We start from the raw sequence: 12,080 nt of genomic DNA, 5'->3' as shown, positions 1-12,080 counted from the left end.
GGGTGCGGGGCCGCGGGGGTATGTGCGTACTCGCCATCCCTGCGCCGCGTCCCATGTTTCTTGCCGTGAGGGTGTGCTCGGTGCTCCGTGCGCACATACCCCCGCGTCCCCTCCGCGTCTCGTACGCGGCTGCGGCTGGTGGGTGCTTGCGCCTCAGCCCTTCGCGTTGCCTCCGCGTCTCGTGTGCGGCTGCGGCTGGTGGGTGTTTGCGCTGACGGAGTGCACGGCGGCCCTCGGCGTCACCATGGGCGCAAGCGGTCCAGTGCCGACTGGCTCTCATCGTCCGCGGCGCGGTAGATCACCAACCGCTGGTCCGGATCCTGAAGTGGCATGAGCACTTCGAAATGTACGGCGAGCACGCCGACGTCGGGATGCCGCAGCACCTTGTGGCCGCGGCCGTTGACCTTGACGTCCCGCTCTCCCCAGAAGTGCGCGAACTCCTCGTCACGGGTGGTGAACTCGGCGATGCGGTCGGCCAGTTCCCGGTCCTCGGGATGTGCGGCCCACGCGGCGCGCAGATGGGCGACCCCCTCGCGTACGACGCGTTCGCGGTCGACGTAGAAGTCGCGCATCCCCGGATGCATCAGGCACAGCCACATCGCATTGCGCTGCGGCTGCGGCAGCGTGTCGAAGTCCAGCAGCAGACGGGCTATTTCGCCGTTCCAGGCCAGGATGTCGTAGCGGTGGTTCAGCAGCATGGCGGGCAACGGCGACAGGTCGGCGAGCAGTTGGGCCAGCTGCGGCGGTGCGGTGGTGGCGGGCTTGCCGACGTTGCGAGGGCGTTGCCGGGCCAGGTCGAAGAGGTAGGTGCGTTCGTCCGGGGTCAGGCGCAGCGCCTGGGACAGCGCCTCCACCACGTCCACGGAGGGCCGCAGCCCGCGGCCCTGTTCGAGGCGTACGACGTAGTCGACGCTGACCCCGGCCAGTTCGGCGACCTCTTCGCGGCGCAGTCCCGGGGTCCGCCGGGGCGTGCGACGCGAGGACAGAGCGAAATCCTGCGGGTCCAGGCGCTCGCGCCGGGTCCGCAGGAAGGCGGCGAGCTCCTGTGTGGTGTCCACGGTGCTGGTCATCGCCGTCGATGCTACTGCCAGGGTAGGACTGGCTTTCCCAGGAACTTCTCTCCCTTACCCCCGGCTCGCGGCGGCCACAGGCTTGGTTTCGGCAACGGATCACAAGCACAGGAGGACACGATGTCGCTCACTCTGGACACCTACCGGCTGCTGGGCCGCTCCGGGCTGCGGGTCTCACCGCTGGCGCTGGGCGCGGCGACCTTCGGCACCGAGTGGGGCTGGGGCGCCGAGCGGGACGAGGCGCGCAAGCTGTTCGACCTGTACGTCGAGCGCGGCGGCAACTTCATCGACACCGCCAGCACGTACACCAACGGCAGCTCCGAGCGGCTGCTGGGCGAGTTCACCCGCACGAGCCGCGAAAGCCTGGTGCTGGCCACGAAGTTCTCGACGCTGCGCCGGCCCGGCGATCCGAATTCCGGGGGAAACCACCGCAAGGCCCTGTTCGGTTCGGTGGAGGACAGCCTGCGCAGGCTGAACACGGACTATCTCGACCTGCTCTATCTGCACGTGTGGGACGCCACGACGCCGGTGGAGGAGATCCTGCGCGCCATGGACGATCTGGTCCGGCAGGGCAAGGTCCTGTACGTGGGGATCTGCAACGTCCCGGCCTGGCAGGTGTCGCGCATGCAGGCGATCGCCGATCTGCGCGGCTGGTCACCGCTGGTCGCGCTGCAGGCCGAGTACAACCTGATCGAACGCGCCGGGGAGCGTGACCTGATCCCCATGGCGCGCGAGATGGGACTGGGCGTGGTCCCGTTCTCACCCCTGGCCGGCGGGGTGCTCACCGGCAAGTACAGCCGCGACGACCTGACCGCGACGCAGGCAGGCGCCGATGGCACCCGCAAGGAGTTCAACCGCGCCAATGGCGCGCTCACCGAGCGCAACCTCGCGATCGCGGACGTCGTGCGGGAGGTCGCCGCGGAGCAGGGCAGGACCCCCGGCCAGGCCGCGCTGGCGTGGACCCTGCAGAACCCGGGCGTGACGGCACCGATCATCGGCGCCCGCACCCCCGCGCAGCTGGAGGACAATCTGGGCGCCCTGGACGTCGACTTCACCGCCGCCCAGCTGGCCCGCCTCCAAGAGGCCGGCGCGATCGGTCTCGGCTACCCGCACGACCTCCTCGCAGGCGACAGGGGCCGCAGGTTCAACAGCGGCGACCTGAAGATCGAGCCGCGCCGCTGAGACCCGACCGAGCGCCGCGAGGCGGCTGCCCCCGCCGGACGGCGCACGGTGCCACCAGGGGTTCGCCGCGAGTTCAGGGTGCGTTTGCCTCGGGCGTACGGGATGTCAGTGGGGCGTGCTCTCATGGGAGGCATGATCGAAGACTTTCTGACGCACGGTGTACGCGACGTGGAGGAGGCCCTCCGCAAGGCCGCCGCAGCGGAGGTCACCCCTCGCTTCCGGCAGCTCGCCGAGGGTGACGTCGTGGCGAAGAGCGGCCCGCACGACATGGTGACCGTCGCCGACCGCCGCGCCGAGGAGCAGCTGACCGCCGACCTCGCCGCGCTGCTCCCCGGCTCGGTCGTCGTCGGCGAGGAAGCGGTGCACGCGGACCCGTCGACGTACGAGGCGATACGCGGGACCGCCCCCGTCTGGATCGTCGACCCCGTGGACGGGACGCGACAGTTCGTGAACGGAAACCCGGGGTTCTGCATGCTGGTCGCCCTCGCCGTGGACGGCGTGGTCCAGGCGTCCTGGACGTACGCGCCGGTGCTGGACGAGATGGCCGTCGCGGTCCGCGGCCAGGGCGCGTGGCTGAACGGCGAGCGGCTGGTGGCGGGTTCGCCCGCGCCCGGCGCGGACGTGGAGGTGGCGACCTCGCATCCGGACTTCACCACCGAGGACCAGAAGCGGGCCCTGACGGGACTCGTGGTCGAGGGTGTGCGCCCGCGGCCCTGCGGCTCCGCCGGGCTGGAGTACCTGGCCATCGCCAGGGGCGAGTTGGACGCCGTCGCCTTCTCCTGGGAGCTGGCCTGGGACCACGCCGCCGGACTGCTGCTCGTGGCGGAGGCCGGGGGCGCCGACCTGACGCTCACCGGTGAGCCGTTCCGCATAGGCGGCGGCAACGCCCTGCCGTTCACCGCGGCCCGCGACGCCGCCACCGCCCGCCGGGTCGCCGACCTGCTCGCGGCCGACGCCTGAGAGGGGCTCGAGGAGGGCGGCGGTCGGCCGTCCTATCCTGGGCGGCAGTGGCCATCGGCTGACAAAGGAGTCCGAAGGTGCCGTCGATGCTTGATGCCGTCGTCGTGGGGGCGGGACCGAACGGGCTGACCGCTGCCGTGGAGCTGGCCCGCCGCGGCTTCTCGGTGGCCGTTTTCGAGGCCAAGGGCACCGTGGGGGGCGGCGCGCGCACAGCGGAGCTGACGCTCCCCGGATTCCGGCACGACCCCTGCTCCGCGGCCCATCCGCTGGGCATCAACTCCCCGGCGTTCCGCGCCATGCCCCTCGACCGGTACGGACTGGAGTGGCTGCAGCCCCCGCTGCCCATGGCGCACCCCTTCCCGGACGGCACCGCCGCCGTCCTGTCCCGCTCCGTCGCCGAGACCGCCGCCTCCTTCGGGCCGCGCGACGCGGGGGCGTACCGAAGACTGATCGAGCCCTTCCTGCCCAAGTGGGACGTGCTGCTGAGGGACTTCATGTCCCTGCCGATGAGCTCGCTGCCGCGGGACCCCGTGACCCTCGCCCGCTTCGGTCTCGCGGGCCTGCCGCCGTCGACGTGGCTGATGCGGCGCTTCCGCGACGAGCGGGCCCGCGCGCTGTTCGCGGGGCTCGTCGCACACGTCATCGCCCCGCTGGACGGCATCATCACGGGCGGTGTCGGCATGGTCTTCGCGCTGGCCGCGCACGCCCGCGGCTGGCCCCTCGCCCGCGGCGGCTCGCAGTCCATCTCGGACGCCCTCGCCGCGTATCTGAAAGACCTCGGCGGCACGGTCCACACGGACTACGAGGTCAAGCGGCTCGACGACCTGCCGCCCGCCCGTGCCTACGTCTTCGACACCTCACCGACCGCCCTGGCCAGGATCGCGGGGCTCGGCCGCGCGTATGCGGGGTATCGGTACGGCGCGAGCGCCTTCAAGATCGACTACGCGCTCGACGGCCCCGTCCCCTGGACCGCCGAGGAGCCGCGCACCGCGGGAACCGTGCAGGTCGGCGCGAGCAGCAAGGAGATCGGCGCCGCGCTGCACGCCGCGTCCCGCGAGGGCCGGGCACCGGACGCGCCGTTCCTGATCACCGTGCAGCCCAGCGTCGTCGACCCCTCCCGGGCCCCGGCGGGCAAGCACGTCTTCTGGGCGTACGGCCACGTGCCCAACGGCTGGAACGGCGACCTGACCGACGCCATCGAGCGACAACTGGAGCGCTTCGCCCCCGGCTTCAGCGACCGCGTCCTCGCACGCGCCACGGCGGGCCCGCCCGAGCTCGCCGCGCACAACGCGAACTACGTGGGCGGTGACATCGCCTGCGGCGCCGCGAGCGGCCTGCAGCTGCTGCTGCGCCCCAAGCTCTCCCTGTCCCCGTACAGCACACCGCACCCCGCCGTCTTCATCTGCTCGTCCGCGACGCCCCCGGGCCCCGGCGTGCACGGCATGTCCGGGCACAATGCCGCGAAGGCCGTGTGGCGCATGCTCAGGAGTCAAGCGTGACCGTGTCCATCACCCTGGTCCAGGGGGACATCACCCAGCAGCGCGCCGACGCCATCGTCAACGCCGCCAATTCCTCGCTGCTCGGCGGCGGAGGCGTCGACGGCGCCATCCACCGCCGCGGCGGGCCCGACATCCTCGCCGACTGCAGACGCCTGCGCGCCTCGCACTACGGCAAGGGCCTGCCCACCGGCCGCGCCGTCGCGACCACCGCGGGGCGGCTGGACGCCGGGCACGTGATCCACACCGTCGGCCCGGTCTGGTCCGCCACCGAGGACCGCTCCGAGCTCCTCGCCTCCTGCCACCGCGAGTCGCTGCGGGTTGCCGCCGAGCTGGGGGCGCGCACGGTCGCCTTCCCCGCGATCTCCACCGGCGTCTACCGCTGGCCCCTGGCGGACGCGGCGCGCATCGCCGTCGCGACGGTCCGGGAGGCCGCGGACCCCGAGCTCTTCGACGAGGTGCGGTTCGTGCTCTTCGGACAGGAGGCGTACGACGCGTTCGCGGCGGCCTTGGACCGTTAGCGCGCCTGGCAGGGCGACGTCGATGTCGGATTTCCGCCAGCCGCGGACGGGTGGGATCCGCGAAGCTTGAGGCATGCACACCGACACAGAGCGCTGTGTACGCGCCGTTCAGTCGAAGGACGCCCGCTTCGACGGCTGGTTCTTCACGGCTGTCGTCACCACCCGGATCTACTGCCGTCCCAGCTGCCCGGTCGTGCCGCCCAAGGCCGAGAACATGACGTTCTACCCGAGCGCCGCGGCCTGCCAGCAGGCGGGCTTCCGGGCCTGCAAGCGGTGCCGGCCGGACAGCAGCCCGGGCTCTCCCGAGTGGAACCAGCGGGCCGATCTCGTCGCCCGCGCCATGCGCCTGATCAGTGACGGCGTCGTCGACCGCGACGGCGTCCCCGGCCTCGCGAACCGCCTCGGCTACAGCATCCGGCAGGTCGAACGGCAGCTGCTCGCCGAGCTCGGCGCCGGACCGCTCGCCCTCGCCCGCGCCCAGCGCGCCCAGACCGCGCGACTGCTCATCGAGACGACCGCACTGCCCATGGCGGAGATCGCCTTCGCCGCCGGGTTCGCCTCGATCCGCACCTTCAACGACACGGTGCGCGAGGTCTTCGCACTGGCGCCGGGGGAGCTGCGCGCCCGCGCGCCCAAGAGCCCCGGCGCGGCGGGACCCCGCCCGGCGGGACCCGGTCCGGCGGGACCCGGCGCGGTTCCGGGCGGCACCGCGGGCGGCGTCCTCTCGCTGCGGCTGCCGTTCCGCGCGCCCCTCAACCCCGACAACCTCTTCGGGCACCTCATCGCCACCGCCGTGCCCGGAGTCGAGGAGTGGCGGGACGGGGCGTACCGCAGGACCCTGAACCTCCCCTACGGGCACGGCGTCGTCGCCCTGACCCCGCACCCCGACCACATCGGCTGCCGCCTCTCCCTCACCGACCTGCGCGACCTCACCATCGCCATCAGCCACTGCCGCCGCATGCTCGACCTGGACGCCGATCCGATCGCCGTCGACGGCCAGTTGAGGGCCGATCCGCTGCTCGCGCCGCTCGTCGACAAGGCCCCGGGGCGGCGCGTGCCGCGCACCGTCGACGAGGCCGAGTTCGCCGTCCGGGCCGTCCTCGGCCAGCAGGTGTCCACCGCCGCCGCCCGTACCCACGCGGCCCGCCTCGTCACCGCGCACGGCCGTCCCGTCGCGGACCCCGAGGGCGGCCTCACCCACCTCTTCCCCACCCCGGAGGAGCTCGCCGCGCTCGACCCCGAGTCCCTCGCCCTGCCCCGCAGCCGCCGGGCCACCCTGACGACGCTGGTGCGGCACCTCGCCGACGGCAGCCTCCGCCTCGGCGTGGAGAGCGGCTGGGACGAGGCCCGCGCCCGCCTCACCGAGCTGCCCGGCTTCGGCCCCTGGACGGTCGAGGTCATCGCGATGCGCGCGCTCGGCGACCCGGACGCCTTCCTCCCCTCCGACCTCGGCATCCGGCGTGCCGCACAGGAGCTGGGGCTGCCGCACACCCCCGCCGCGCTCACCGCGCGCGCCGCCGCCTGGCGGCCCTGGCGGGCCTACGCGGTCCAGTACCTGTGGGCCATCGACGACCATCCGATCAACTCGATCCCCGCGTAAGGGACATCAATCATGGAACGCCTGCACACCCTCACCGACAGTCCCTACGGACCCCTCACCCTCGTCGCCACCGACGGCGTCCTGAGCGGCCTCTACATGACCGAGCAGCGGCACCGCCCGCCCGAGGAGACCTTCGGCGACCGCGACCCGGCCCCCTTCGGAGAGGTGATCAGTCAGCTGGATGCCTACTTCGCCGGGGAGTTGACGGAGTTCGACGTCCCGCTGCGGCTCGACGGCACCCCGTTCCAGCGCACGGTCTGGCACGGGCTCCAGCAGATCCCGTACGGCGAGACCCGCACGTACGGCGAACTCGCCGAAGCCCTCGGCAAGCCGAACGCCTCACGCGCGGTCGGCCTCGCCAACGGCAAGAACCCCATCGGCGTCATCGTGCCCTGCCACCGCGTCATCGGTGCCAACGGCAGCCTGACCGGGTACGGCGGCGGCCTCGACCGCAAGCAGCGGCTCCTGGCCTTCGAGGCAGGGGCGGCCGGGACCGCCGAGGACGCCCTGTTCTGAGTTCAGCAGTCAGCCGACCCGGTGCCCGTCCTCCAGCTCCGCGGGGCCGCTGCCGTGCGTCAGTACGTCGAGCGCGGCGGCGACCCGGCGCCCCAGCTCGTCCGGCAGATACTCCGCGAGCTCCTGGGGAGCCACCAGCCGCCACGACAGGAGCTCCTCCTCCTGCAGCGTGATCGTCTCCAGCTGCGCGGCGTCGAGCACCCCGCCGTCGTACAGGTACGCCACCAGCGGCGGCCGCGGCCGCCCGGGGCCCGGCGGCACCCAGTCCACGGCGAGCAGTGGCCCCGGCTCCACGTCGAGCCCGATCTCCTCGACGGTCTCCCTGCGCGCCCCCTGCCGGGGTGTCTCGCCCGTGTCCGACTCGACGGTCCCGCCCGGCAGCGCCCACCCCTCGCGGTAGTTGGGCTCGACGAGCAGGACCCGGCCCTCCGCGTCGCGGAAGAGCGCGGCCGCTCCGACGAGGACACGGGGGAGTCCCGCGATGTACGTGGTGTAGTCCTGGATGGTCACGGGGGAAGGGTAGCCGGGGCGGCCCTCAGGTTCCGGGGGCCGGGAGGCCGTCACGACGCGCAGTGTGGTGACCGTGGCGAGGTCCTCGGGGCCCAGGATGCGGGCGCGTGCCCTCGTGGACGGCCGACACGACCTCGTGGGCCTCGGCCCGGTGCCCGGCGCAGTCGAGCGCGACCGCCAGTTCGTGACCGCTCGCGAGGGTGTCCGGGTGGTCGTCGCCGAGAGCGGACCGACGCCCTTCGTACGTGGCGCGTGCCTCGGGCACGGCTTCCTCGTGCCGGCTCAGAGCGGTCAGCGCGACGACCGGATTGTGCCGGCACAGCAGGACGTCGGGGTGTCGCTCGTCCCGGAGATTCGCCCACAGCCGCAGCGCCACGTCGCCGACACCGTCACGGTGGCCGACCCCTTCACCCCCGCGATGCCGGGCTTGAGGTCCTTGCCCACCCCGGTGGCGAAGCCGACCGTGAACTCCGCCGGCGGGTACTCGGCCCGGGACACCGACGCGTGCACCTCGTCGAGGAGCGGGCCGAGCGGCCGCAGCGCGTCGGCGGCGAGGGCCGTGACCCGTCCGCCGGCGGAGACGGCGCCCGGCACGCCGAACTCCGGTGGCAGGTCGCCGGATTCGGGGGCCTGCCCCACGTCGGCGAGCTCGACGCGCAGCGCGGCCCCGGCCAGGTCGAGTTCCAGGTACTCAGGCTTGGGATCAGGTGCGGCCAACGCGGCCGCGTGTGACGCCGGTTCACACGTCCCGCGCCCCCGCCGGCCTCGCGGAACGAGGGGTGCCGCCACGGCGGCGGCAGGCGGACCGGTCAGTCGCCGTCCTGGCTGCGGGATCTGGCGATCCGGCGGAGCCGGTGGTGCCGGTCCGGTGTCTGCTCGGTGATCGCCTCGCCGACCATCGTGCGCACCGCGTCCCGCAGCCCGTGCAGCGCGTGGCCGCGCGCGGGGCCCGCGCCCGGGTCCCCGCGCAGCTCCTTGAGGAGCGCCCAGCACAGCGCCAGCATCACCACGACGAACGGCAGCGCCACCAGGATCGTCGCGCTCTGCAGCGAGTCCAGACCGCCCGCGACCAGGAGCACCGCGGCCACCGCCGCCATGAGGACGCCCCAGGTGACGACCAGCCAGGTCGGCGGGTGCAGGGAGCCGCGGCTGCTGAGCGAGCCCATCACCAGCGACGCGGAGTCGGCGCTCGTGACGAAGTACGTCATCACGAGCAGCATCGCGACCCACGACGTGACCGTGCCGAGCGGCAGCGCGTCCAGCATCGCGAAGAGCGAGGACTCCGCCCCCTCCTTGACCTTCCCCGCCATGTCGACCTCGCCGGTCGCGTCGAGCCGGATGCCGGTGCCGCCCATCACGCAGAACCAGACGACGGTCGCGCCGCTCGGCACGAGGAGCACGCCGATCAGGAACTCGCGGATCGTCCGGCCGTGCGAGATGCGGGCGATGAACGTGCCGACGAAGGGGGCCCAGGACAGCCACCACGCCCAGTAGAAGATCGTCCAGGAGCCGAGCCAGCCGCTGTCGGTGAAGGCGCCGGTGCGCGAGGCCATCGGGAGCAGCTGGTGGAGGTAGCCGCCGACGCTCGCCGGGATCGCGTCCAGGATGTAGACGGTCGGCCCGAGAACGAAGACGAACAGCATCAGGCAGGCGGCGAGCATGATGTTGAGGGTGCTGAGCCACTTGACGCCCTTGTGCACCCCGGAGAAGGCCGAGAGCACGAAGGCGGCGCCGAGCGAGACGATGATAATGAGCTGCAGGGTGGTCGAATTCTCCACGCCCGTCGTGAGGTTGAGTCCCGTGGCGACCTGGAGCGCGCCGACGCCGAGGCTGGTCGCCGTGCCGAAGACGGTGGCGAAGACCGCGAGCAGGTCGATGATCCGGCCGGGCAGGCCCGCCGCCCGCCGGGCACCGATGAGCGGTACGAAGACGGAGCTGAGCCGGTTGCCGCGGCCCTTGCGGAAGCCCGCGTAGGCGAGGGCGAGGCCCACGATGCCGTAGATCGCCCAGGGCGTCAGCGTCCAGTGGAAGAAGGAGTACTCCAGGGCGGTGCGGGCCGCGCCGCCGGAGCGGGGCGCGGCGGCCGAGGACGGCGGGGGGTCCAGGTAGTGGGTCAGGGGCTCACCGACGCCGTAGAACATCAGGCCGATGCCCATGCCCGCGCTGAACATCATCGCGATCCACGCGAGGTTCGTGAACTCGGGCCGCGCGTCGTCCGTGCCAAGACGGATCCGGCCGAAGCGGCTCAGCGCGAGGACCACGCACAGGACGAGGAAGACGTCCGCGGCGATCACGAAGAGCCAGGCGAAGTTGTCGAGGACCCAGCCGAGCGCGCTGTCGGAAGCGCGGTCGAAGGACCGCTTGCCGAGGGCCGCCCAGGCGACCACCCCGAGCACCGCGGCGACGCCGATGCCGACGACGAGGTGGTCGGGGGTGCCGTCCGGAGGTGATCCGTCCGCGGGGTCCCGGTCGCCCGGGGGCGGGCCCGCAGGGCCGTCACCGGGACGGGGCTGATCGATCATTTCCGTACTCATGGCGCACCACTATGGGGCGATATCGGGGGATTTTCCGGCGGGCCACGCCGTCTCACGTCCCGGCGACCATGGGCAGCGGCCCCTGTCTGCGGTTATGGTCGCAGCGGCGCGACTGCCTTGACGCGAGCAAGGCCCGGAAAGCAAGGGGAATGCAAGGTGGCGGACGCTGCAGGGACGGCGGGACACGAGCAGCAGGCGCAGCGCGTGCTCATCGCCGCGGACAAGTTCAAGGGTTCGCTCACGGCCGTGCAGGTCGCCGAGCGGGTGACGGCCGGGCTCCACCGCGTCGCCCCCGGCACCACGGTCGAGGCGCTGCCGGTCGCCGACGGCGGCGACGGCACGGTCGCCGCGGCCGTCGCGGGCGGCTTCAAGCGCCGGGAGGTGCGCGTCACGGGCCCCCTCGGCAACGAGGTCACGGCGGCGTACGCGCTGAAGGACGGCACCGCCGTGGTGGAGATGGCCGAGGCCTCGGGCCTCCAGCTGCTCCCCGAGGGCGTCTTCGCGCCGCTCACGTCCACGACGTACGGCTCCGGAGAGCTGATCCGCGCGGCGCTCGACGCGGGCGCCCGCACCATCGTCTTCGGCGTCGGCGGCAGCGCCACGACCGATGGCGGCGCCGGTATGCTGGCGGCCCTCGGCGCGCGCTTCCTGGACGCGGACGGCGAGCCCGTCGCGCCCGGCGGCGGCCCGCTGAAGGACCTGGCCACCGCCGATCTGTCGGGCCTCGACCCGCGTCTGAAGGACGTCGAGATCGTGCTCGCCAGCGACGTCGACAACCCGCTGACCGGGCCGAAGGGCGCACCCGCGGTGTACGGGCCGCAGAAGGGCGCCGACCCGGCGGACGTCGCCACGCTGGACGCCGCGCTCGCCCACTACGCCACGGTCCTGGAGAAGTCGATCGGCCCGAAGGCCGCGGAGTACGCGCAGTCGCCGGGCGCCGGAGCCGCGGGCGGCATCGGGTACGGCGCGCTGGTCGGCCTCGGGGCGGGCTTCCGGCCCGGCATCGAGGTCATGCTCGACGTGCTCGGCTTCGCGCCCGCCCTGGAGCGGGCCACGCTCGTCATCACCGGCGAGGGCTCGCTCGACGAGCAGACCCTGCACGGCAAGGCACCGGCCGGGGTGGCCGCCGCGGCGCGGGCCGCCGGAGTCGAGGTCGTCGCGGTCTGCGGCCGTCTCGCGCTCGCCCCGGAGGTGCTCGGCAAGGCGGGCATCCGCCGTGCGTACGCGCTGACCGACGTCGAGCCGGACGTGGCGCGGTGCATCGCGGAGGCGGGCCCGATCCTGGAGACGGTGGCGGAGGGCATCGCCCGCGACTTCCTGGCCTGAGTCCGCGCCGGGCCCGGCGCCGGGCCCGGAGTCCGAGTCGGCCTCGCGCCCGCCCCACCTCCCTGATGCCCGTGTCGAACCGGGGACGTGATCGTTTCTCCTCTACGTGAAGAGGAGTCGATCTTGACCGGGTGGGCGCAGCTCGGCGGCGGTCTCGGCATCGTCGTGAGCCTGTGCCCCGTGGGCGGTCTGACCGTTGACGCGCAGATCGGCGCGCACGTCGACACATACGTGGGGGCGCTCGACGCGGTCCTTTCCGAGCGGCTGGAGATCTGCCGCGAGGACCCGCCGGGCGCCCCGGACGAAGTCGTGCCCGAGCAGCGCGCCGGGCCCGGCACCCCCGACACGAAAGCGGCCCCCCGGCC

Annotated in this window: 13 protein-coding genes; 8 read left to right on the top strand and 5 right to left on the bottom strand. The window is 73.2% G+C overall.

The genetic code is table 11. The features are described from left to right. Window positions 1-239: 239 nt before the first annotated feature. Complete coding sequence (locus tag AOK03_RS02360; RefSeq protein ID WP_055563423.1) at window positions 240-1,070, bottom strand: helix-turn-helix transcriptional regulator; 831 nt, start codon at window positions 1,068-1,070, stop codon at window positions 240-242. Between the two features lie 120 nt (window positions 1,071-1,190). Here AOK03_RS02360 and AOK03_RS02355 point away from each other — a divergent pair, with 120 nt between their 5' ends. The 6 genes from AOK03_RS02355 to AOK03_RS02330 all read left to right on the top strand — a co-directional run bounded on the left by AOK03_RS02355 (window position 1,191) and on the right by AOK03_RS02330 (window position 7,345). Next, window positions 1,191-2,252, top strand: a complete 1,062-nt coding sequence (locus tag AOK03_RS02355; RefSeq protein WP_055563422.1) for an aldo/keto reductase — start codon at window positions 1,191-1,193, stop codon at window positions 2,250-2,252. A 132-nt stretch (window positions 2,253-2,384) separates the two neighbouring features. Continuing rightward, a complete protein-coding gene (locus tag AOK03_RS02350; RefSeq protein WP_055563421.1) occupies window positions 2,385-3,212 on the top strand; it encodes an inositol monophosphatase family protein in 828 nt (275 codons plus the stop codon). An 86-nt stretch (window positions 3,213-3,298) separates the two neighbouring features. Then, window positions 3,299-4,711, top strand: coding sequence for a phytoene desaturase family protein (locus AOK03_RS02345; RefSeq protein ID WP_055563425.1), 1,413 nt, complete (start codon window positions 3,299-3,301; stop codon window positions 4,709-4,711). Further along, window positions 4,708-5,229, top strand: coding sequence for an O-acetyl-ADP-ribose deacetylase (locus tag AOK03_RS02340; RefSeq protein WP_055563420.1), 522 nt, complete (start codon window positions 4,708-4,710; stop codon window positions 5,227-5,229). The genes AOK03_RS02345 and AOK03_RS02340 overlap by 4 nt, the downstream gene beginning before the upstream one ends. A 73-nt stretch (window positions 5,230-5,302) precedes the next feature. Beyond that, entirely contained in the window at window positions 5,303-6,829 is a 1,527-nt protein-coding gene (locus AOK03_RS02335) for an AlkA N-terminal domain-containing protein (RefSeq protein WP_055563419.1), read from the top strand. A 12-nt stretch (window positions 6,830-6,841) separates the two neighbouring features. Further along, complete coding sequence (locus tag AOK03_RS02330) at window positions 6,842-7,345, top strand: methylated-DNA--[protein]-cysteine S-methyltransferase (protein WP_055563418.1); 504 nt, start codon at window positions 6,842-6,844, stop codon at window positions 7,343-7,345. Window positions 7,346-7,354: 9 nt separating this feature from the next. On the opposite strand, the gene AOK03_RS02325 is transcribed toward AOK03_RS02330, so the two are convergent. The 4 genes from AOK03_RS02325 to AOK03_RS02315 all read right to left on the bottom strand — a co-directional run bounded on the left by AOK03_RS02325 (window position 7,355) and on the right by AOK03_RS02315 (window position 10,389). Next, window positions 7,355-7,855: an NUDIX domain-containing protein gene (locus AOK03_RS02325; protein WP_055563417.1), complete on the bottom strand. Its 501-nt coding sequence runs from the start codon at window positions 7,853-7,855 to the stop codon at window positions 7,355-7,357. A 25-nt stretch (window positions 7,856-7,880) separates the two neighbouring features. Continuing rightward, on the bottom strand, window positions 7,881-8,231 hold the full coding sequence (locus AOK03_RS40440) for a tetratricopeptide repeat protein (protein WP_079074416.1): 351 nt from the start codon (window positions 8,229-8,231) through the stop codon (window positions 7,881-7,883). Beyond that, a complete protein-coding gene (locus tag AOK03_RS02320; RefSeq protein ID WP_208609487.1) occupies window positions 8,147-8,572 on the bottom strand; it encodes a hypothetical protein in 426 nt (141 codons plus the stop codon). The genes AOK03_RS40440 and AOK03_RS02320 overlap by 85 nt, the downstream gene beginning before the upstream one ends. Before the next feature lie 92 nt (window positions 8,573-8,664). Further along, on the bottom strand, window positions 8,665-10,389 hold the full coding sequence (locus tag AOK03_RS02315) for a BCCT family transporter (RefSeq protein WP_055563416.1): 1,725 nt from the start codon (window positions 10,387-10,389) through the stop codon (window positions 8,665-8,667). A 156-nt stretch (window positions 10,390-10,545) separates the two neighbouring features. Between AOK03_RS02315 and AOK03_RS02310 the strand changes: the two genes are divergently transcribed. Then, on the top strand, window positions 10,546-11,715 hold the full coding sequence (locus AOK03_RS02310; protein WP_055563415.1) for a glycerate kinase: 1,170 nt from the start codon (window positions 10,546-10,548) through the stop codon (window positions 11,713-11,715). Window positions 11,716-11,838: 123 nt separating this feature from the next. Then, on the top strand, window positions 11,839-12,080 hold a 242-nt coding region (locus AOK03_RS02305; RefSeq protein ID WP_208609486.1), incomplete at its 3' end, for a hypothetical protein.

The organism is Streptomyces atriruber (genome assembly GCF_001418325.1).
GTDB lineage: Bacteria > Actinomycetota > Actinomycetes > Streptomycetales > Streptomycetaceae > Streptomyces > Streptomyces atriruber.
Note: the sequence above shows the minus strand (reverse complement) of the source record. Positions and strands in the feature narration are given on the sequence as shown.

Excerpts from the sequence above, each read along its gene's own strand:
- AOK03_RS02360 (WP_055563423.1), bottom strand. The coding sequence starts at position 1,070 with ATGACCAGCACCGTGGACACCACACAGGAGCTCGCCGCCTTCCTGCGG.
- AOK03_RS02355 (WP_055563422.1), top strand. The coding sequence starts at position 1,191 with ATGTCGCTCACTCTGGACACCTACCGGCTGCTGGGCCGCTCCGGGCTG.
- AOK03_RS02350 (WP_055563421.1), top strand. The coding sequence starts at position 2,385 with ATGATCGAAGACTTTCTGACGCACGGTGTACGCGACGTGGAGGAGGCC.
- AOK03_RS02345 (WP_055563425.1), top strand. The coding sequence starts at position 3,299 with ATGCTTGATGCCGTCGTCGTGGGGGCGGGACCGAACGGGCTGACCGCT.
- AOK03_RS02335 (WP_055563419.1), top strand. The coding sequence starts at position 5,303 with ATGCACACCGACACAGAGCGCTGTGTACGCGCCGTTCAGTCGAAGGAC.
- AOK03_RS02330 (WP_055563418.1), top strand. The coding sequence starts at position 6,842 with ATGGAACGCCTGCACACCCTCACCGACAGTCCCTACGGACCCCTCACC.
- AOK03_RS02315 (WP_055563416.1), bottom strand. The coding sequence starts at position 10,389 with ATGAGTACGGAAATGATCGATCAGCCCCGTCCCGGTGACGGCCCTGCG.